Here is a 20330-nt window from a genome sequence, read left to right as displayed (position 1 = left end):
ATAGTGCCGCCGCGGCAAAATGGCAAATGTTTTTTGCATGACCGCCCTGTCAGCATTGACAGGACGGTCGTTTCGCTGTAATATAAGGCCCGCTGACGGCAAATTTCCCAAAAATATGAGGATTTTTTATGGATTATTACCTTTTGACCGATCTGGCCGCGCGCGTCGGCTATCATCTGGCGCTCAGCGGGGCGGAGACGTTCCGCGTCGAAGAGACGATACGCCGCATCATCGGTGCCTACGGCATTGAATGCGAGGCCTTTTCCATCCCCAACTGCGTGATGGTCAGCCTCGAGGCGGCCAACGGCAAGCCTTTGATGGTGATGAAGCGCGTCGGCTTTCACGGCAATGACCTCGAGTCGGTGGAAAAGCTCAACGCGCTGTCGCGCCGCATCTGCGCCGAAACGCCTGACCCGAGCGTCGCCGCGCAGTGGCTCGACGAAACGCTCAAGGGGCGGCGGCACTACTCGGTGCCCGTTTATTACCTGGGCAATTTCTGCGCCGCGGCGGGCTTTTGCCCGGTGTTTGGCGGCACGCTGCGCGACAGCCTGTTCGCGGGCCTTCTTGGCCTCATCATCGGCTTTGTCTCGCGCCAGATGGACAGGCGCGAGACGAACCCGTTTTTCAGCACCATCGTCGAGGCGTTCGCCATCGCGGTGCCGGCGTATCTCGCCGCGGGCTTCCATCTGGTCGACTATATCGACTTTGTCATCATCGGCACCTTAATGATCATGGTCCCCGGCCTTCTCATCACGACCTCCATGCGCGACATCATTTACGGCGATACGAACTCCGGCATCAACCGCATCGTGCAGGTGCTTCTCTCGGCGTTCGCCATCGCGCTCGGCACGGCGGCGGCATGGCGCGTCACGTCCGGCGTATACGGGCTGACGGTCGCGTCCGGCTCAGCGAGCTATCCCGCCTGGGCACAGGCCGTGATGATCTTCGTCGCCTGTACGGGCTTTTTCATTCTCTTCAATGTGCACGACTGGGGCAGCATTCTCTGCGCGCTCGGCGGCGTGTTCACATGGATGACGTACCTGCTCTGCCGTGATCTGGGCATGAGCATTTACAGCATGAATTTCTTCGCCGCCGTCGTCTCGGCGCTGTATTCTGAGCTTATGGCGCGCTCGCGCAAATACCCCGTCACGTCGTACCTCGTCATCTCGCTCCTGCCGCTGGTGCCGGGCGCGGGCATTTACTACACGATGAGCCTCGGCCTGGGCGGCGATGTGCAGGCCGCGGTGCACAAAGGACTTGAGACCGCGGGCGTCGCGGGCAGCATCGCCGTGGCGATCCTGCTGGTGTCCACGATCTTCCGCCTCGTCACCGCGCAGAACGGGAAAAGCAGAAAGTAGTGTTCGAAAAGTAAAAACTGCCGCCCGTTTGGGCGGCAGTTTTTTATTGCAGTGCGTCAATGTAAGCGTTCAGCGCGGCAAAATCGCCGCGGGGATAGGCGTTCAGGTCGCGTTTTTTCGCGTTGATGAGACAGTCGGTCAAAAGAAAGACATCCATCCCGACCTCGCGTGCGGCCATGTCCTCGGTCGCGTCGTTGCCGACCATCAGGCACTCCTCCGGCTTGACGCCGAGCGTGCGCGCGACCTCGAGGTAGTAAGCAGGATTCGGCTTGCAGAAGGTCGAGGACTCGTAGGTCGTGTAAATTTCAAAATCCTCCGGCACAAGGCCCGCCCAGCGGATGCGGTTCTCCGTCGCCATGTGGGGAAAGATCGGATTCGTCGCCAGCGCAACGCGGTAGCCGCACTCTTTGAGCTTATGGACCGTCTCCACCGATGCGGGATTAAAGCCGCAGATGTCGCGCGCGGCGTTGAACTCATTGGCGTAGAAATCCTCGAAAAGGCCCTGGTCGCTTTGGCACTTTTCCTCGCCGTAGATCGCCGCGAACTTCTTCCAGAAGGCCTGCTCGTTCGTGCAGCTGCCGTCGTTTTTGACCATGGCCGCCGTGCCCGCCCAAATGGCGTCGACGAGGGATTTGGGCTCGTAGCCGTAGGGCGCGAGCTTTTTGGCGAGGATCTTAAAGTATCCGGTCGTGAACGCCTCCTGATCCATCGGCAGCAGCGTCCCGTCCAGGTCGAATAAAATGGTCGTGATGTTCAATGCGCTTCTCCTGTTCATGTAAAGTAAGTCCATCATAGCCGTTTTTGAGGAGAATGGCAAGAGCCTGGGCAAAGATGCCCGCTCACTCGCCGCGCTCTTTCAAAAGGTCGATGATCTTCTGAAGGCCGAGAAACGCCATGCCGGTCAAAAATGCGGGAGCCCAGCATCGCAGCGCGTCGGAAAACACGAAATGCCACGAGATGGTGTTCGGCCCCGACGCATAGCCTTGACTGCCGGCGGGCAGGCCGAGCAGGAACCCCACGATCCAAATGACGACCGTGAGCTTGCCGAAAAAGTCGTCGTCCACAAGGCGGCTCACGCCGCCGCTCCTGCGTTTTTGATTCGGGTAAAGCAGCTCGTTCGGATCGGTCGCGAGCGCGTCCTGCGAAAGACCTGCCCTTTTCCGCAGCCGCCGCAGGTTGGAACTGAAATCAGACATAGATCGACCTCCCTTGCTGCTCACATCATAGCAAAAAAGCCACGAGCAGACAAGCAAAGGTTCTTTGCGGGCGGCGTAGAATGAAAAGCCCCGTAGAGTTTCGTGCCGCGCACGGCACGAAATAAATTCAAATTCGTTTTCTGCCGCGACAGAAGGTGAATTGCCGCAGAGCGGCAAGAGAAGCTGCCCTGAGGTGTTTATTTGCCCCGAGTATTTTAATTTCTAACGGAATCCAAAAAAAAGAGACAGCTTAAAGCCATCTCTTTTTTGGTGCCTCGTCGGGGATTCGAACCCCGGACACCCTGCTTAAAAGGCAGGTGCTCTGCCAACTGAGCTAACGAAGCATATTCTATTCCAAACCACCGAAGCGGTAAAAATCTGGCAGGGATGGCTGGACTCGAACCAGCGAATGAGGGAGTCAAAGTCCCTTGCCTTACCGCTTGGCTACACCCCTATTGGGAAGAGAGGGCTGGGACCAAATCCCATCCCTCTCTTTTTGTGGGGTGGGTAAAGGGACTCGAACCCTCGACACCCGGAACCACAATCCGGTGCTCTAACCAACTGAGCTACACCCACCACATATTCTGTATCCGTGCGATATTTGCTGCTTTGCTGAGGGACGCCTTGTAAATGGTACGCCAGGAGGGATTCGAACCCCCGGCCTACTGCTTAGAAGGCAGTTGCTCTATCCAACTGAGCTACTGGCGCGAATTGAATGGAGCAGGTGACGGGAATCGAACCCGCATCCCCAGCTTGGAAGGCTGGTGCCCTAGCCATTGTGCTACACCTGCATGCGCCCTCCGCAAAAATCGTCAGCTCTGTTATAATAGCATCAGTGTCCCGTTTTGTCAACGTTTTTTCAGAATTTTTCTGCACTTTTTTATGTTATCTGAGTAGAGCGCGCAAAAGCCTTGCACCGTCAGCACTTTCCGGCCGCGCGAACGCGCCGCACAGCCGCTCAGGATGCCACTGCACGGCAAAGACGGGGAGCGTCCTGTGGCCGACGGCCTCGACCGTGCCGTCCTCCGCGCAGGCGAAGACCTGAAGCCCCGTCCCTAGCCGCCAGACGGCCTGATGGTGTGCACTGTTGACCGTGCAGCGCGTGCCGTACAGCTCGCGCAGAAGGCCCGGCGCGGTGTTGATGGCATGCAGCCGGTCAACGCCGTCAATTTGACTGTGGCCCTCGATGTGCTGACACAGCGTGCCGCCAAAATAGACGTTGAGGACTTGCAGCCCGCGGCAGATGCCGATGACAGGCTTTCCCGCGCACAGGAAGTTGTCAATCAGCGTGAGCTCACGCGCGTCGCGTGCTTCGTCGAGATCTTCCGAGCCGTTCAGCGCTTGACCGTAAAAGCGCGGGTGCATGTCGCCCCCGCCGGGCAGCAGCAAAACGTCCGCGTTCTCCGGCGTTTCGGTGAGCGGCGCACCGACCAGCGCGAGCGCATTTTCGTAATTTTTCAGGCGTACCGATAAATAGACAGTCTTCATACGCACAGAATATGCCCCGAATGCGAAAAAAGACCTTGCAAGACGCAAAAAGTTATGGCATAATAGTTTGGCTGATAACAGCGAACTGAATATGCAGCGGTATCGAAGTGGTCATAACGGGGCTGACTCGAAATCAGTTTGAGGGAAACCTCACGAGGGTTCGAATCCCTCCCGCTGCGCCAAAACAGGAAGAGACGCATTCGCGTCTCTTCCTGTTTGTTTTACACCTTCTCCCGCTTCTGCCGCCAGAGGTTGATCGCCAGCATGACCGCGGCGTAGATCAGCGCGGCGGCGAGGATAATGAGCGAGAAGTCGCGCTGCATCTGGTAGCTCGTCGTCGTGAAACCCTTGACGAGTAGATGACCGGCAAGATAGCTCGCGGGAATCAGCGCGAGATAGCCGAGCGCTTTGCCCGTTTTCTTCCTGCGGCAGGCGAAAAATGCAATACCCAGCGTAATAAGGAGTGCTAACGATAGCAAAACGTAATAGCCCAACGCCAGCCTCGGCAGCGAAATGATGCCGCCGTTCATGCTGCCGCAGAGCAGCACATCGTCCTGCCCGTTGTTCTGAGAATAGCAGACTGCCGCGCAGTTCGCGGCGTCGAGCGTGAAAAGCGTGCGCGCGGACTCCGCCTTGGCGAGCACGCCTTGCAGTGCGTCCGCCTCGCGCTGTGTGCGATCATTTGCGCTGTGTGTGTTCGGAGCGCCCCCAGTTTTGTCGAATGCGCCGCGCCATGTGTCGAGCGGCGTGCGCCATGCGGTGATGAAGTAGATGGTTTTGCCGCTGTTGGGGTCCTGCGTGTTTGTGACCTCTGCGCCGGAGACCGGCACGAGCAGGCTGACGGAGATGCTCTCCGCGCCGCTGAGATCAGAAAGCCCATCCGCTGCCGAGCCGTCGTCCGCGAGCGCGCTGGGCGAGCGCGAGATCGCCCACTCTGTCTCGCTGTACGGCAAATACTGCGGCGCGGTGAGATACGCGAATCCCGCCGTCGCCAGCGTCAGCGCGAGTGTGACGGCCAGCAGTACGGCGGTCAGCTTCTTGCGTCGAAGCTGCCGCTTCAAGTCGCGCAGCGGCTGCGCGCTGACGGGCGCGGGCTTCACGTCCGCCTTCAGCGCGTCAAGTTCGGCGCGGCAGGCCGCGCACTGCGCTAAATGCCCGTCCACAAATTCCTTCGTCTCCACGCGCAGCATGTCTTCCTCATAGAGCGGCAGAAGGTCCTGCACGATGCTGCAAGTTTTGTCCATTTCAGTCGTCCTCCAATCCCTCGCGGATCATGCGCTTGGCGCGGTGATACGTCACGCATGCCCAGTTTTCCGTCTTGCCGAAGAGCGCGCCGATGTCGCGGAAGCTCTTCTCACCGTACACGCGCCACATGAAGACCTCCTTGTACGGCTCTCTGAGCGCGTGCAGCAATTCCTGGATGCGCGCGGCCTCGCTGTGATCTTCTAACTCCTCCTCGTGGCGCTCCTCGGCGATCCGGCAGTCTTCGAGCGGGGCAAGCCGCTTCTCGCGCCGCAGCTGCGAATAATACAGATTTTTCGCGATCTGGCACAGCCAGACGCGCACGCTGCACTCGCCCCGAAAGTGGTCGAGGGCGTCCATCGCACGGAAAAACGTCTCACTCGTCAGCTCCTCGGCGACGCTCTCGCTCCCGGACAGCGAAAGCAGATACCGATATACGTCGTCGAAGTACACGGCGTACACCTCTTCAAAATTCGTCAGCGCCCTCACCCCTTTCTGTCTATAAGACGGCGGAGAATTGATTTTCTTACAAAAAAATCCGTCCCGCGGGACGGATTTTTTCTTTCACGTTTTGACGACCTTTTTCTTGCCGCACTTCGGGCACGTGAGCTCGACCTTGCCGATGTTTTTCGGCACGCGGCAGTACGCGCCGCAGGAGCAGCGGACGTATTTGTGCGCCTTGTCGGCGCGGCGTGCCTTCGCGCCGCGGATGGCGTTCGCCTTCGGCGTCCACCAGGTCAGAAACTTCGCGTTTTCGGCCTGACGGCGCGCGAGATTGCGCGAAAAGATGCGGATGAGCACAATGAACATCAGCACCATCGACACAAAGTACAGGGCTTGGGAAACGCCCTGCACGCGGATGATCGAGCTCAGAATGCTCACGGCCAGCTCAAGGATCACGAGCGCCCAGTTCAGCGCATCCACGCCGTTGCGGCCATACATGAAGCGGTAAAGGGCATCGCGGAATTTGTTCACAAAAAACACTCCTAAAATCTTGATGTTGCCATTCTACACGCTTTTTGAACCCCCGTAAAGGCGTTTGAACAAAAGTTTACAGAATAGAAAAGAGTAAACGCAACCCGCCCGACTCCGTCGGGCGGGTTGCAGGGGGGCAAGGGGGGCCCACCACCCCAACCGCCTCGCAGAGTTTCGCCGCTCCCGCGGCGAAATAAATTCAAATTGTTTTTTCTGACGACAAGCGCGTCAGAAAAAACACCTCTCGCTCCGCAAACGTGCGCGCCTACGGCGCGTGCGCTGCAGCGGAGCGCAAGAAATAAAAAATGCCGTCCCTTTCGGGACGGCATTTTTTAAGTTATTTTACTCCGTTGACGTAGCGATACAGGAACGTCACGGCCTCGCCGCGCGTGCAGGAGGCGTAGGGGGAGAAGGTGGTCGTGCTGGTGCCCTGGGTGATGCCCTTGCCGACAGCCCACAGGATGGCGTTATAGTAGCTCGCCTCGTTCACGGAGCTGACGTCCTTGAACGGGTTGTAGGTCGTGGTGTTGGTCGCCTTGGCGTAGCGGTACAGGAACGTCACGATCTGGGAGCGCGTGCACTCCTGATACGGGGAGAAGGTCGTCGCGGTGGTGCCAGCGGTGATGCCGTTCTGGCTGGCCCACAGGATGGCCTTGTAGTAGCTGGCGTCTCTGACGGACTGCACATCGCTGAACGGGTTGCGGGTAATGGTCGGCTCCGGAGACTTGGCGGCGCGCCACAGGAAGGTCACGATCTCGGCACGGTTGCAGTTCTTGTACGGGGAGAAGGTCGTGCTGGACGTGCCGTTGGTGATCTTGTTGTTCACGGCCCACTTGACCGGCTCATAGAAGAAGTCGCTCGCCTTGACGTCGATGAAGTTCATCGTCTGGGCGATGGTGATAGCCATCGTACCGGAGGCCTCTTCGCCCTTGGTGCCGTAAACGGTGAAGGGGATGTAGACGGTCTTGCCGGCCTCGGCCCATCTGGTGGTGTGGTAGGCGACGTCCGCAAGGTCGTACTGCGTGCGGGAGGGCTCATAGTAGAACTTGTCGGTGCTGTCGGCCAGCTTGCCGGTGGAGTAGCTGCTGTAAGAGCGGTACAGACCGCCATAAGCGTAGGAGGAGACGTTCTTGCCGCTCACGTCGAACTTGACATAGTCGAGCTCAGCCTTGCGGTAAGAGGTCCTGGCGTCCTGCAGGAAGTTGACGAAGTCGCGCGCGGTCAGCTGGACGGTGTCGTCGATGCCGACGGTGTAGGTGATGTCTTCCTTGACGACGGAGATCACGACGTTGACGTCATAGTTGACCTTGTCGGGCTTTTTGCTGTTGGGCTTTTCGATCTCGCCATAGACGCGGAAGGTCAGGGAGACGGTGTCCTTGCTGGGCTTGGAGACCGTGTCGAAGCTGACCTTGTCCATGTCGGTCATGTCAGTCTTGCTCTTGTTGGAAGAGGTGATCTCGGTGCTGCCATAGTACAGCGTGCCCTCGTTCTTGGTGCTGGGGACGGAAGAGGTCAGGACAGCGTGGTCAAAGGAAATGTCGTCCTTCTTGGGGTTGTACTTGCCGTCGTCCTCAGCGTAATCCTCGAGGAAGTCCTCGAAGTCCTTCTGGGAGAAGCTGACGCTCTTACCAGCGACAACGTTGTAGTTGATGTCGTAAGACTTCTGAGAAACCGTGATCGTACCGGTGGAGGCGATGCCGTCATCCACGGCGACGACATACAGGGTAGCCTTGCCGTTCTTGTCGAACGCGCTGGTAGAAACGGTATAGTCCTTGTTCTTGGACACGAGTTTCCAATCGGTGTGGCCGCTGGTCTTGCTCCAGTCGCCGTCATACTTCTCGGTCTTGAAGCTGGAACCCTCGTAGATATAGAGGGAATCGTAATCGCTGTTGGTGAAGGTCACGGACTTGTTGGCGGAAGTGCCGGTCACGGTGTCCTTGATGTCCTTGTCGCCGTCGACGCGGACGGTCAGGGTAACAGTGTAACGATTATTGACAATCAGCTTGAACGTGGCATCGCCGATGTAGCCTTTCTTGGCAGCAATGGTCAGAGTACCATCAATGCTGTTGCCGGTTCTCAGGGTGGTACTATCATCCTTGAGAGTCAGATAGCCAGATGCATTTTCAACAAGCTTAATGATGGTGATATCATTGGAAGAGAAAGACGAATAAACATCGTCAATTGCGTCTTCCAGAAGATTCTTCAGCTCACGCTGGGTGTACTCGATCTCATCACCGTTGGTAACGGAAGAAGTGTCGGCATCAAGGGAAGTGACGTTGATGGTGTACTCAACAGTATACTCTGCACCGCGGAACTCAACGGTAGCAATGACCTTTGCAGTTCCCTTCTTGAGACCGGTGACATCGTGACCGGAGATCTTGACAACTTTGCTGTCACTGCTGTCCTTGTAGTCCAAGCCCTTCCAAGTAACAGTGTTGGGAGCAGTATCGCTCGTACCATAGACGACCTTGCTGTCGGTCTTAGACTGAATGCGCGGGGTGTTAATGTAAACGGTATTGCTATCGGGCGTAAGGCTAAGAGTGGTCTTGCCATCGTTGGAAGAGATTGCCTGATAGGGTTCAGCAACAACGGTGTAGGTCTCATAATGCGTTGCAGCCGGAGAAGAACCCTCAGTTACAGTACAAGTAATTTTGTATGAACCCTCGTCAGTAGGTTTCCAATTAAAAGTAGAACTCGTGCTTGCAGACGTGCTGTTCGAGCTGCCGCCGTGTTCAACCGTCCACACATACTTGACAGTACCAGCAGTAACGTCCGTGCTGTTGTAAGTATTTGCATAGTTGGCAGACATGGTGTAAGTGTGACCCTTGATGGGACTGTTCGCACCGAAGCCCGGAGTAATGCTGACGGTAGGAGTGGTCTTCTGAGAATTGATGGTAATTTCTACGCTGGGAGCATTATCTGCGTTGCTGGCCTTAACAGTATAGGTGTTGTCAGCCTTGTGCGTCAGCGTAGCATTAGAATAGGCAGAACCAGTCACCTCAATGCCAAGCTTGGAAGCGTCAAAAGACTCCTCAAAGTAGTAAACCGTAGCGCTACTACCGGTAACTGCATACTTTCTGCCGTTGTAAGTAACTTTCTTAGCAGCCGCTTCAAAAGCTGCCTGAGCAGAAAGTACGGCGATCGAGTCAGTAGTTTGGGAAGCACCGTCAACAGTTACAGGGTTTTCGCTACCTTCCGGCGTTGCAGATAAGTTCGCCGTGCAAGTGACAGTGAAAGCTGTACTGCCAACAGTAACGACATAATTGTCGCCGCTCGTTTGTCCAGTGCTGCCGGTTCCACTAACAGACCAATTCACATTAGACATAGTAGCGGCAGTTGCAGTACCACCGCTGGGCGTAACAGTTGCCGTTGCAGAAAAAGTAACGGTATCGCCTTGCTTAATGATTCCAGAGGCCGGTGAGCGAGTAATCGTAATCGCACCCGATGCTCCCTCGGTCGTTGCCGCGTTCGCCGGAACGATGACCAGACTTAAAATCATAGTCAACGCCAGCAGCGATGAGAGAAATCTCTTCATAATTTTCTTCATCCTTTCTTGTTGTTTCGATCTTGGCTCCGCGCGCACAGAGCCTTTCTCATACATCGGCATTTTACCATGCCGCGGGGAATAAGGGAACAGAAAAATGCAAAATTCATAAATTCTTCATCTTCCCGTTCGCCCGTCTTCCCCTTGCCTCACTGATTAGACGCAGAAAGCGTCGATTTTGTTTCACAAAATCTCAAATTTTTCAAAATTTTTTATGCCGCGAAAAACCGCACGTACACATATACTCCCAGAGCTAACTGGCAGAGTAAGATCGCCGGAATGCCGAACCGGAAGTACCAGTGCCGCGTCTTGTGGTGAAAGACCCTCATTGCGAAAAGAGCACCCGCGCTGCCGAGCAGCAGCGCGAGTGCAAATAAGGTCTTTTCGGGCACGCGCCGCGCGCCCGATATCTTGGCGCGGCGCTTGTCTGCGCCGTAGACGCAGAACGTAATTAGATTGATCGCGGCGAGATAGGTGACAAAATATCTCACTTTTCGAGCTTGCTGAGCTCCACAGCCGCCGCCGCGCCGAGGCGCGCGTTGTTGAACACGAGCTGGATGTTGGAATCCAGGCTGTCGCCGCCGGTCAGGTCCTTGATCTTGGCGAGCAGGTACGGCGTCGTGGCCTTGCCGTGGATGCCGTCCTTCTTCGCGTCCTCAACGGCCTCGGCAATCGCCTTGTCGATGACTTCCTTGTCCATGGAGTACTCCTCGGGGATGGGGTTCGTGACGAGTAAGCCGCCGCGCAGACCCAGCTCGCGCTTGACGTGGAACGCCTTGGCCAGCTGCTCCGGCGTGTCGAGCTCGTAGTCGACGCCGAAGCCCGACTTGCGCGTATAGAACGCGGGCAGCTCGCTCGTGCCGTAGCCGATGACGGTCACGCCGTGGGTCTCGAGATATTCGAGCGTGAGGCCGAGGTCGAGAATGGACTTCGCGCCCGCGCAAACGACCATGACGGAGGTGTTGGCCAGCTCTTCGAGGTCGGCGGAGATGTCGAACGTCTCCTGCGCGCCGCGGTGCACGCCGCCGATGCCGCCGGTGGCGAACACACGGATGCCCGCCATGTCGGCGATCATCATCGTGGTGGTGACGGTGCACGCGCCGTCCTTGCCCTGCGCGACGAGCACGGGCAGGTCGCGGCGGGAAGCCTTCGGGATGCCCGCGCCGGTGCGGCCGAGGTAGTCGATCTCTTCCTTGGAAAGGCCCGCCTTCAGGCGTCCGCCGATGATGGCGATGGTCGCGGGCACGGCGCCCGCGTCGCGGATGATCTGCTCGACCTTGAGCGCGGTCTCCACGTTCTGGGGATAGGGCATGCCGTGGGAAATGATGGTGGATTCGAGCGCCACGACGGGCTTGCCGGCGGCAAGAGCCTCGGCAACCTCGGGGGCGATATCCAGATACTTGTTCATGTTAAAATCCTCCTGTAAAGTAATAGGTGAAAGTTTCACGTTTACCTTTTGAGGTAAGATTGCATCATAACATACAACTTGTCAAAAGTCAATACAAAGCGGGGCTTGAATTTGCACGGGAAGTGGCATATAATACCTCTATTATCCCGTGAAAACCCACAAAAGGAAGGAAAATTATTATGGAACGAGTGAGAATTGCCGCGCTCTTCGCCGACAAAGAGCAGTACGGCGGCGCAAGCGTCACCGTATGCGGCTGGGCGAAGACCATCCGCGATATGAAGACCTTCGGATTCATCGAGCTGAACGACGGCTCGTGCTTCCGCAATTTGCAGGTTGTGATGGATGCGAATTCTCTTTCTAATTATAAGGAGATCGCCGCGCAGAACGTGGGCGCCGCCCTCATCGTGCGCGGCACCGTCGTGCTGACGCCCGAGGCCAAGCAGCCGCTCGAGGTCAAGGCAACAGAGATCGAGGTCGAGGGTGCGTCCTCCCCCGACTATCCCTTACAGAAAAAGCGCCACAGCGTCGAATATCTGCGCACCATCCAGCATCTTCGTCCGCGCACGAACCTCTTCTCCGCGGCGTTCCGCGTGAGAAGCGCGGCGGCCTACGCCGTGCACGAGTTCTTCCAGAGCCGCGGCTTTGTCTATGTCAACACCCCCATCATCACCGGCTCTGACTGCGAGGGCGCGGGTGAGATGTTCCAGGTGACGACGCTGGATCTTGAAAACCCGCCCCGTACCGAGGACGGCCAGATCGACTACAGCAAGGACTTCTTCGGCAAGAAGACGAGCCTGACCGTCTCCGGCCAGCTCAACGCCGAAAACTTCGCGATGGCGTTCGGTGACGTTTACACCTTCGGCCCCACGTTCCGCGCCGAGAATTCCAACACCGCGCGCCACGCTGCCGAGTTCTGGATGATCGAGCCGGAGATGGCGTTCTGCGACCTCGACGGCGACCTTGAGGTCATGGAGGCGATGGTCAAGCATATCATCCGCCGCGTCATGGAGCGCTGCCCGGACGATCTCGCGTTTTTCAACAGCTTTGTCGACAAGGGCCTGCTGGAGCGTCTCCAGCACGTCGAGAGTTCCGACTTTGGCCGCGTGACGTATACCGAGGCGGTCAAGCTCTTAAAGGAGAGCGGCCAGAAGTTCGACTACCCCGTCGAGTGGGGCATCGACCTGCAGACTGAGCACGAGCGTTACCTGACCGAGCAGATCTTCAAGCGCCCCGTGTTCGTCACGGACTATCCGCAGGAGATCAAGGCGTTCTATATGCGCCTCAACGACGACGGTAAGACCGTCGCCGCGGCGGACTGCCTCGTTCCGGGCATCGGCGAGATCATCGGCGGCAGCCAGCGCGAGGAGCGCATCGAGCTGCTCGAAAAGCGCATCCGCGAGCTCGGCATGAATCCCGAGGACTACTGGTGGTACTGCGACCTGCGCCGCTACGGCTCCTGCCGTCACGCGGGCTTCGGCCTCGGTTTCGAGCGCATGGTGATGTATTTAACGGGCATCGGCAACATCCGCGACGTGGAGCTGCATCCCCGCACCGTGGGCAACGCAGACTTCTAATTCTTCAAAAAACAAGGGACACGGAAACCGTGTCCCTTGTTTTTTGAGAATTACACTCCGCTTCGTGCCTTGCCGCCCAAAGGGCGGCTTCGACACGCGCGGAGCGAGAAGAGTTTTTTGGCACGCGCATGTCGAAGCCAAAAAACGATTCGAAATCATTTCCCGTCTGCGGACGCGAAAAGCTGTGACGCTTTAATTATTTGTGGTAAATAGTTACAAATGGGAACAAAAGCGTGAAAAGCGTAGTCAAAAGAAATAGAGTCTGCTATAATAGCCCCGCAGTTTTGAGAGAGGAGATTTTGACATGAAACACTTTTTTGCACTGCTGCTCAGCGTGCTGATGGTGCTGTCGCTGCTGACTGCCTGCGGCGACAAGACGACGCCGTCCGACGGCGACAATCAGACCGTCACGGACGAGAATGGCGGCGATACCGACAACAACACCGGCGACACGGCCGACCCCTATGACGCCGTGCGCAACTACTGGTCGGAGGACCAGCTCACGCAGGCCTGGGGACCGGATCAGGTGGTGGAGCACCTCTTTTTCCACCCGATCATCGCCTATCCGCAGTGGGCCTTCCACGACTGCAATGCCAGTCAGGACCAACGCTACGGCCTCGACGACTGGATGGTCACGGCGGACGAGTACAAGAAGATCTTGCAGTCCGTGTACGACAAGGGCTACATCTTAGTCGCGATGGAAGACGTGTGGAGCGAGGTGACGGACGAGTCCGGCACGCACATGGTGCGAAACACCCTGATGCTGCCAGAGGGCAAAAAGCCGCTCGTCATCAGCTTTGACGACGTGAACTACTACCCCTATATGCTCGACGAGGGCTTCACGAGCAAGCTCGTCGTCGGCGAGGACGGCGAGATCTGGGCGCAGTGCACCGATCCGTACACAAATGAGACCTTTTTGACCAAGGAACTCGACGCGACGCCCATTCTCGACCAGTTTGTCTACGAGCACCCCGACTTTTCACTCAACGGCGCGAAGGCCATCTTCTCGCTGACGGGCTATCAGGGTATTTTAGGCTATCGCACGCAGGATGACCGCGACATCGCGGCAGATTCGCCCGACCGCCCCGCGTTCGATGCCTACCGCGCGAGCGAGATTGAGGCCGTCAAGCCCGTCATCCAGCGTTTGAAGGAGACCGGTTGGACGTTCGGCAGCCACACCTGGGGCCACATCCGCCTCGACACGAAGCCGCTCCAGACCGTCATCAACGACACCGAGCGCTGGGCGGACGAGGTCGGCTCGCTCGTCGGTCCGACGCAAATTCTGTTCTACCCCCACGGCGGCCGTCCCGACGGTGACGACTGGCACCAGACCGGCGAGCGCTTCAAGTACCTGCAAAGCCAGGGCTTCCGCATCTTCGCGAGCGTCGGCACGAGTTCGTTCAGCTATGTGAAGCCCGACATTTCCGCCGTCATCTGCGACCGTCTGCATCCGGACGGCACCACGCTGCGCCACGCGCGCAGCCGCTATCTGCAATTCTATAACGCCGAGGACATCATGGATACGCAAGTCCGTCCTGATCTCGGCGTAGACTGGTGAGGAGGCGTTTTTATGGCAACGTTAGAAGAACTCAAGGCGAAGGCCGTCGCCATGCTGGACATGGCGTATGTGCCGTACTCCCACTTCCCCGTGGGCGCGGCGCTCGAATGTGAGGACGGCGCGGTCTTCACCGGCTGCAACATCGAAAATTCGAGCTACGGCCTGACGAACTGCGCCGAGCGCACCGCGGCGTTTAAGGCCGTGAGCGAGGGGCACCGGCGCTTCAAGCGCATCGTCATCGCGGGGCGCAGCGACGACTACTGCTACCCCTGCGGTGCGTGCCGTCAGGTGCTCTACGAGTTCGGCCCCGACATGGAGGTCATCTGCCTGAACAAGGACAACGAAGAAAAGCGCCTGCACATCAAGGAATTGCTTCCCTACGGCTTCGACCAGACGTGGCTTGCAATCGATGAGAAATAACGAAAAAAGAGAGCGGCGTTGCCGCTCTCTTTTTTCGTTCGCTTCAGTTGCTGCCCGAGGAAGAGGCTTCGATTGTCACCTCGCCGCTCATCGTTTCGATCGTAAGCTCGCTCACCGCGCCGCCGTCGAGCGCGGGCACAGAGTAGTGCGTCGCGTGGTCGTCGAGACAGGTGATGAGCGCTCCTTCGCGCTCGGTGAGCGCGGAGCGGAACGCGCCGCTTTTCGTTTCATAGTCGAGAGTAAACCCGTCCTGCGCGGGAAGGGTTAGATAGATGCTGCCGCTCTCCGTTTCGGCATCAAGGCGCAGCGCACGCTCGGTAGCCAAAATCAGGTCACTACTGACGCTTTCGAAGTCCAGCGCGCCGAGCGCGCCGGCGATTCCACCTTGCCGCTCGCGGTTTCGATCTCGGCATTTTCCGCTTCGCCCGCAAGCTCGATCACGCCGGAGACGGTCGAGAGCTCAATTTCCCCCCATGTGCCGTCCACCACGCCCACGCTGCCGCTCACCGTCTCGATCTCGACCGTGGGGCAGGTTGCGCCCATCACGCGCGCGTCGCCTCCGACGGTCGAAAGCTTGATCCTGCCGGAAACGTCCGCGCCCACGATGGTGTAGGCGTCCGTTGTTTCGACTTTTATCTCCTCAAAGTGACCGGCGCTGACCAGCTCCCTCGGAAGTCCCACGTCGAGGTACTTTTCCCCGTCGTAGCTGCCGCGGTAAGCGTCGCCGAGGAAGCGGATGCGCAGCGTGTCGCCGTCGATCGCGCAGACCATCTTCTCGCTCTCGGCGAGCGGCGCGGTGGATTCCTCCTTCACGCTGATCTGCGCGCTCTGCTCGGCGGCATAGATGTTCACACTGCCGCTGCGCCACGAGATGTCGATCTTGCGGATGTCTTCGCTCTCGCCGATGCTGAGCACCGCGCCCGGGTGGAGCTCTTCGCTCCCCTCCGCCTGCGTGCAGAAGGTGTAGGTCGCGCTGCTGCCGTCCCAGAGCGCGTCGACGGCGAAAATGCCGTCGCTTTGCGGCAGTTCTGCGCGGAATGTGCCGTTATCCTGCTGCTGGGCGGTCACGGTCTCGGACGGCATGCCGGTGCTGCCCCAGGCGTCGGACGGCCAACAGCGGAGACTGGCGGAATCAGGCGAATTATCGCCGAAATCGAGGGTCACGGTGTAGAAATAGGCGGCCGACACTGTAAAGGGCATTTCCAGTACAGGCGTGATATCGCGGCAGTTTTCGTCCAGCGGGTGCGCGCCGCAGGCAATGTCGGTCATGCTCTGTAGGCCCTGGGTGTAGGTCCAGTCGTAGCTGCTGCTTTTGAGGGTGACGCTGCAAGCGTTTGCGCTTGTCACCGTCAGTGTCGGCGGGGTTTGGCGCGCGGCCTCGTCTGCGCTTTTTTCGCCGCAGGCGGCGAGGGAAAGGGCCAGCGCGAGGGGGAGCAGGAGGGAAAGGAGGTTTTTCATCGGTCAGTCCTCGTTTCTTTCGGATACTTCTATAGACGCATGATAGCCGAAAAAGTTCCCGCGCACAACGGGGATCGTTGCACACAACGCGGCAATTTGTGGTATCGTGAATTCTAATACCGGAGGCGGTACAACTTTTTGCCGCGTTGTGTGCAACGCTGCTTCATGATACGGCGTATCATGAAAAGGCAAACCATGCAGCAGTGTCCCCGCGTTTGCAGGGGGGTGTGCGGTGCCTTTTCCAACATTATCAAAATTTGGGGGAAAGAGCATGGAGACGACACCAAATTACAAACTTCCGCAATGGGTCAAGGCGGATCAGATCAAGATGGACGACTTTAACGGGGCGTTCGGTAAAATCGACGCGGCGCTCAAGGCGAACGCCGACGCGATAAACCGCGCGGCGGACGCGGAAAGCGTGAACGCGCAGATCGCCGCCGTGCAAGAGCAGATCGTGGCGGTGGAGCAGGAGATCAAGCTCGTGTCGCTCGGCGATGTGCGCACGACGACGGCGGCGAACGGCAGCATCGTCTACGACCTCTCGGCGCTGAACATGGCGGACTACCGCGCGTTTCTGGTGTTTGCGTCGGTGAACGCAGCGGGCTCGAGCGTAAGTGACGCGGGCAAAATTGAACTGCTGTGCAACGATAAAAACCTCGGCGAGCTGGGCAACGCCACCGGCGGGCGCGCATCCACGGTCGCGTGGATTTTCCCCGCGTATAGAGGCGTAGGCGCAGGATATCACACGCCCACGCAGAACCGCAACAGCAGTTACGAAGGTGTCAGCGGCGCACTGCTCAATGAAGACGCGGTTTGGAACTCGATGCAAAGCCTGACGCTCAAATTCACTGGGCGCGCGGGCGCAAGCGCGGTACTTTATGGACTAAAGAAATAAAAAAAGAAGACCCCCGAGGGGGTCTTCTTTTTTGCTGAAATTAGATAGAGGGAACAAACTTAACAGTGTACACGGTAACGTGATCACCGCACTCAGCAGTAACGGTCAGCTTGCCATCAGCATAGGAAACCGTAGCGCCCGCGGGGACGGTCAGGTTAGCCTTGATGTTGGTAAGGGCCGTAGCAGCATCGGTCGACATGTCAGCGACATTGGGAGCGACCTTCATCTCAGTGCCCTCAATCTTGACGTTCTGCTGGTTCTTCGACTCTACGGTGCAAGCGGCGCTCAGCAGCTTCTGGCTGATCTTGAAGTAAGCAACCTTGCCATCAGCATTCTTGATGGTGAAGACAAACCAGTTGTCAGCAGCCTGCTTATACGTGTCGTCCTCGAAGTTCATGACACCATTGTTGCTGGAGTCGCGAGCGGTAGCGGCAGCCGCGTCGGTGTAAACAGTAACGGTCATGTCAGTGCCCTTAGCGACAACATCAAGGGTCTGAGGATTGGCAGCATTGACCTTAGAAGCGCAGCCGGTAGCGACCAGCTCAAAAGCGGTAGCAGCGGCCTTGCCGTCGCCCTTGTCGTTGAGCTTGCCGACAAAGCTGTTGACCTTGGCTTCACGCAGGAAGTCAGCAGCCTTCAGAACCTCAGCAGCCTTCTCGATCGTGGTGATCTTGTTGTGCGCATTGTCAACAATGTAGGTGTAAGCGGGATTGGTGCCGGTCACGGTTGCAGCGCCGGTAGCCTCTTCGCCGACGATCACGTACAGCTCGGTAACAGCGTTGTTCTTCTTGTCATAGTGCAGGTAAGCCTTGACGTTGACCTTGCCGTCCTGCTCGAAAAGGCCAAGATCGCCCATCACTACGCGAGTGAGGTCATAAGACTTGCCGTTGGTGATGTCGAGCACCTTGTAGACAACATCATCGTTGATGGTCTTGAAGGTCTTATCGCCGATCTTGATGGTGCCGTCGGACCACTTAGCATCGAGCCACTCCTCGGGGAAGGCGATGTAGGAGTCAAGCGTACCATTCTCGTCGTAGACGTACTCGCCGACACCGAGCTTAACGATGTAGTTATACTGCTTCTCGGTGAGCTCATAGTTCTCAACCAGTTTGCCGTCGGAGATGACGTCGAGGTAGAAGTAGGTCTCGTCATCGACCTTCTTCTCCTTGTTCGCGTCGGTCGTGAAGACGATCAGGTCGGCGGTCAGATCCTCGGTGTTGGTGCCGCTGATCAGGTAAGCAAGGGTGATGATGTCGTCATCGTTCGCGATGTAGCAGATCGTGGCCTTGGTCAGGCTGGGGATCTCGTCATAGCCGGTGTAGACAGCGTTGTCCTTGCCGGTACGCAGGTCGATGACCTTGGTGTTCTTGTTCACACCGAGGTCGCCCCACTGAGCGGTCTTGGTGGTGTAGCTGGCGGTCATGTCGTCGGTGTGAGCGAGCTTGAGCGCATAGCTGCCGTTGGTGTTCTCGGTGTAGCTGTAGATGTGGTTGTCGATCTCGTTGACGTTGAAGATCTTCTGATCGCCAACCTTGTTCACGCCGATGACGTCTTCCTTGGCATCAGCAGCGAAGACGACCTTGGTGTCGGTCAGGCCGGTGGTAGCCTTGGTGTGGTCGTTCTTGAGAACAAACAGGTAGTTGACGTCAGCCTTGCTGAGCTCGGCATAGATGATGTGGCCGTAGGGATCGGTGTAGATGTCGACCTTCTTGTTCAGGTTGTCCTTATTGAACAGGCGCTCAGCACTGAAATTATTGTAGCTATTGGTAGCAACGAGATAGGTCTTGTCGCCGATGTCGTAGCTATAGGGAGCAGCGCCAACCTTGTTGCGGTTGATGGCGGAGAAGGTATCGCTCACGAAGTCAGCCTTCTTGACGTAGATGGCCTTGTTGTACTCGACAACAGTGACGAGATCGTCCAGAGCCAGCTCGTCAGCGCAGCAGACAGCGGAAGCCTTGTAGCCGCCGATGCCCTCGCTGAAGTAGTACTTGTTCTTCTCAACAGCGTTGGAGCCGGTGGAAGTGGTATCCTTGGCAATGCCGTTGACCAGAGCGGCAGTGTACTCGGTGACGACGACGACATCGGTCTTGCCGTTGTGATCGTTGTCGATGAAGTCGACCTTCACGCCAACCTTGTTGATCTTGGCAATGGTAGAGGTGAGCGTACCGGTAACGAGCACGCCGTTGTAGTAGACGCGAGCGGCATCGTTAGCGATGTAAGCATCGTTGTCCTTGTCGGTCAGTTCGCCATAAGCGGTGCCGTTGGTGGAGGAACCGAGGGATTCGCCGGTCAGGTAAGCGGCGGAAACAGCGGTCAGGGTGTTGGTCTTGGCGCCGGGGACGGCCCAGACATAACCCTCGTAACCGAGAGCCTCAAAGCCGGCATCAACGTTGAGGACTTCCTTCGTCTCAGTCTTGGTCGCGTTGTTCTTCTTAGCGACCTCATAGGTGAACTGGGTGGTCTTGTCGATGTAGCTGACCTTGGAGATCTCACCGGAGACGGACTGGAGCTCGAAGGTCTTGTAGCCGAGGGTGGTCTGGTCGAGGTCAGCGACCTTATCGGTCACATAGCCGAAGGCCGGAGTGAAGGTGACCATGTTGGCCTTGGTGATGGTCTGGAACAGAAGCTCGGCGACCAGCTCACGGGAGGCGGCCTTGTTCAGGTCAACACCCTTGACGTTCTTCAGGAGGCCGTTCTGCTGGGCAACCTGAGCAACATGCAGCTGCCAGCCAGCACCGGAGAACTCACCGTTCTTGTCGTAGCCGACAGCGCGGAGGATCATAGCGAGAGCCTCGTAGCCGGTGACCTTGCCAGAGGGCTTGAATGTGCCATCGGGATAGCCCTTGACGAACTCAGCATTCGCGCAGTAGCCGATGTAACCGGCAGCCCAGCCAGCGCCGTTCATGTCGCTGAACTTGTTGTAGCTGGCGTACAGACCGGCCTGCTTGTCGGTCGTGTCGCCGGTGTAGATGCGGTAGACGATCGCAGCAACCTCAGCACGGGTGATGTCACCAGTGGGGTTGAAGGAGCCGTCCTCGTAGCCCTTGAAGACGCCCAGACCATTGAGCACGTCGACTGCTTCGGCGTAAGTCTCGTTGACCTTGTCAGCATCCTTAAAAGCTGCGTTGGCGCTGACGGCCAGAGACAGAGTCATGACCAGAGCCAGCACCATTGCGAGTAACTTTTTCATAGATGTTACTCTCCTTTCATAAAT

The 20330-nt window shown here is 57.7% G+C and carries 17 protein-coding genes and 6 tRNA genes; 6 read left to right on the top strand and 17 right to left on the bottom strand.

Going from position 1 to position 20330, the window contains the following annotated elements:
• Window positions 1-128 precede the first annotated feature (128 nt).
• Window positions 129-1358, top strand: coding sequence for a threonine/serine exporter ThrE family protein (locus tag NI20_RS14235; protein WP_052084556.1), 1230 nt, complete (start codon window positions 129-131; stop codon window positions 1356-1358).
• Window positions 1359-1401: 43 nt separating this feature from the next.
• Here NI20_RS14235 and NI20_RS0109100 read toward each other — a convergent pair whose 3' ends face one another.
• The 8 genes from NI20_RS0109100 to NI20_RS0109065 form a co-directional block, all read right to left on the bottom strand.
• The gene (locus tag NI20_RS0109100; protein WP_033121090.1) at window positions 1402-2115 is read right to left on the bottom strand and encodes an HAD family hydrolase; all 714 of its coding nucleotides are present in this window, start codon (window positions 2113-2115) and stop codon (window positions 1402-1404) included.
• Window positions 2116-2197: 82 nt separating this feature from the next.
• Window positions 2198-2554: a transcriptional regulator gene (locus NI20_RS0109095; protein WP_033121089.1), complete on the bottom strand. Its 357-nt coding sequence runs from the start codon at window positions 2552-2554 to the stop codon at window positions 2198-2200.
• Between the two features lie 268 nt (window positions 2555-2822).
• Window positions 2823-2898: transfer RNA gene (locus NI20_RS0109090), tRNA-Lys, on the bottom strand.
• Between the two features lie 35 nt (window positions 2899-2933).
• A tRNA-Gln gene (locus tag NI20_RS0109085) sits at window positions 2934-3008 on the bottom strand.
• A gap of 45 nt (window positions 3009-3053) precedes the next feature.
• Window positions 3054-3130: transfer RNA gene (locus NI20_RS0109080), tRNA-His, on the bottom strand.
• A gap of 55 nt (window positions 3131-3185) precedes the next feature.
• Window positions 3186-3262, bottom strand: a tRNA-Arg gene (locus NI20_RS0109075).
• A gap of 8 nt (window positions 3263-3270) precedes the next feature.
• A tRNA-Gly gene (locus NI20_RS0109070) sits at window positions 3271-3345 on the bottom strand.
• A 94-nt stretch (window positions 3346-3439) separates the two neighbouring features.
• Window positions 3440-4042: a gamma-glutamyl-gamma-aminobutyrate hydrolase family protein gene (locus tag NI20_RS0109065; RefSeq protein ID WP_052084555.1), complete on the bottom strand. Its 603-nt coding sequence runs from the start codon at window positions 4040-4042 to the stop codon at window positions 3440-3442.
• 93 nt (window positions 4043-4135) lie between these two features.
• Here NI20_RS0109065 and NI20_RS0109060 point away from each other — a divergent pair.
• A tRNA-Ser gene (locus tag NI20_RS0109060) sits at window positions 4136-4224 on the top strand.
• 39 nt (window positions 4225-4263) lie between these two features.
• Here NI20_RS0109060 and NI20_RS0109055 read toward each other — a convergent pair.
• The 6 genes from NI20_RS0109055 to NI20_RS0109030 all read right to left on the bottom strand — a co-directional run bounded on the left by NI20_RS0109055 (window position 4264) and on the right by NI20_RS0109030 (window position 11211).
• Entirely contained in the window at window positions 4264-5286 is a 1023-nt protein-coding gene (locus tag NI20_RS0109055) for a zf-HC2 domain-containing protein (RefSeq protein WP_033121088.1), read from the bottom strand.
• 1 nt (window position 5287) lies between these two features.
• Window positions 5288-5737, bottom strand: coding sequence for a sigma-70 family RNA polymerase sigma factor (locus NI20_RS0109050; protein ID WP_242842971.1), 450 nt, complete (start codon window positions 5735-5737; stop codon window positions 5288-5290).
• A 111-nt stretch (window positions 5738-5848) separates the two neighbouring features.
• Window positions 5849-6259, bottom strand: coding sequence for a hypothetical protein (locus NI20_RS0109045; protein WP_033121087.1), 411 nt, complete (start codon window positions 6257-6259; stop codon window positions 5849-5851).
• A gap of 337 nt (window positions 6260-6596) precedes the next feature.
• Window positions 6597-9584 carry an S-layer homology domain-containing protein gene (locus NI20_RS14620; protein ID WP_197055374.1) on the bottom strand — a complete coding sequence of 996 codons (2988 nt, stop codon included), beginning with the start codon at window positions 9582-9584 and terminating at the stop codon, window positions 6597-6599.
• 431 nt (window positions 9585-10015) lie between these two features.
• Window positions 10016-10294: a DUF1294 domain-containing protein gene (locus NI20_RS0109035; protein ID WP_033121085.1), complete on the bottom strand. Its 279-nt coding sequence runs from the start codon at window positions 10292-10294 to the stop codon at window positions 10016-10018.
• Window positions 10291-11211, bottom strand: coding sequence for a pseudouridine-5'-phosphate glycosidase (locus NI20_RS0109030; protein WP_033121084.1), 921 nt, complete (start codon window positions 11209-11211; stop codon window positions 10291-10293). The genes NI20_RS0109035 and NI20_RS0109030 overlap by 4 nt, the downstream gene beginning before the upstream one ends.
• Before the next feature lie 179 nt (window positions 11212-11390).
• Here NI20_RS0109030 and asnS point away from each other — a divergent pair, with 179 nt between their 5' ends.
• From asnS to NI20_RS0109015, 3 genes are all read left to right on the top strand, one after another.
• Entirely contained in the window at window positions 11391-12785 is a 1395-nt protein-coding gene (gene asnS, locus NI20_RS0109025; RefSeq protein ID WP_033121083.1) for an asparagine--tRNA ligase, read from the top strand.
• A 304-nt stretch (window positions 12786-13089) separates the two neighbouring features.
• Window positions 13090-14343: a polysaccharide deacetylase family protein gene (locus NI20_RS0109020; protein ID WP_033121082.1), complete on the top strand. Its 1254-nt coding sequence runs from the start codon at window positions 13090-13092 to the stop codon at window positions 14341-14343.
• Window positions 14344-14355: 12 nt separating this feature from the next.
• Window positions 14356-14763 carry a cytidine deaminase gene (locus NI20_RS0109015; RefSeq protein WP_033121081.1) on the top strand — a complete coding sequence of 136 codons (408 nt, stop codon included), beginning with the start codon at window positions 14356-14358 and terminating at the stop codon, window positions 14761-14763.
• 43 nt (window positions 14764-14806) lie between these two features.
• Here NI20_RS0109015 and NI20_RS0109010 read toward each other — a convergent pair whose 3' ends face one another.
• Window positions 14807-15088 carry a DUF4097 family beta strand repeat-containing protein gene (locus NI20_RS0109010; protein WP_033121080.1) on the bottom strand — a complete coding sequence of 94 codons (282 nt, stop codon included), beginning with the start codon at window positions 15086-15088 and terminating at the stop codon, window positions 14807-14809.
• A gap of 2 nt (window positions 15089-15090) precedes the next feature.
• On the bottom strand, window positions 15091-16221 hold the full coding sequence (locus NI20_RS0109005; RefSeq protein WP_033121079.1) for a DUF4097 family beta strand repeat-containing protein: 1131 nt from the start codon (window positions 16219-16221) through the stop codon (window positions 15091-15093).
• Window positions 16222-16492: 271 nt separating this feature from the next.
• On the opposite strand from NI20_RS0109005, the gene NI20_RS0109000 reads away from it, so the two are divergent.
• On the top strand, window positions 16493-17116 hold the full coding sequence (locus tag NI20_RS0109000) for a hypothetical protein (RefSeq protein ID WP_033121078.1): 624 nt from the start codon (window positions 16493-16495) through the stop codon (window positions 17114-17116).
• Between the two features lie 40 nt (window positions 17117-17156).
• On the opposite strand, the gene NI20_RS0108995 is transcribed toward NI20_RS0109000, so the two are convergent.
• The gene (locus tag NI20_RS0108995) at window positions 17157-20306 is read right to left on the bottom strand and encodes an S-layer homology domain-containing protein (RefSeq protein ID WP_081958443.1); all 3150 of its coding nucleotides are present in this window, start codon (window positions 20304-20306) and stop codon (window positions 17157-17159) included.
• Window positions 20307-20330: the final 24 nt, after the last annotated feature.

Origin of the sequence: Oscillibacter sp. ER4 (assembly GCF_000765235.1) — a bacterium.
Lineage (GTDB): Bacteria > Bacillota > Clostridia > Oscillospirales > Oscillospiraceae > Hominicoprocola > Hominicoprocola fusiformis.
This window is presented reverse-complemented; position numbering and strand designations above follow the sequence as displayed.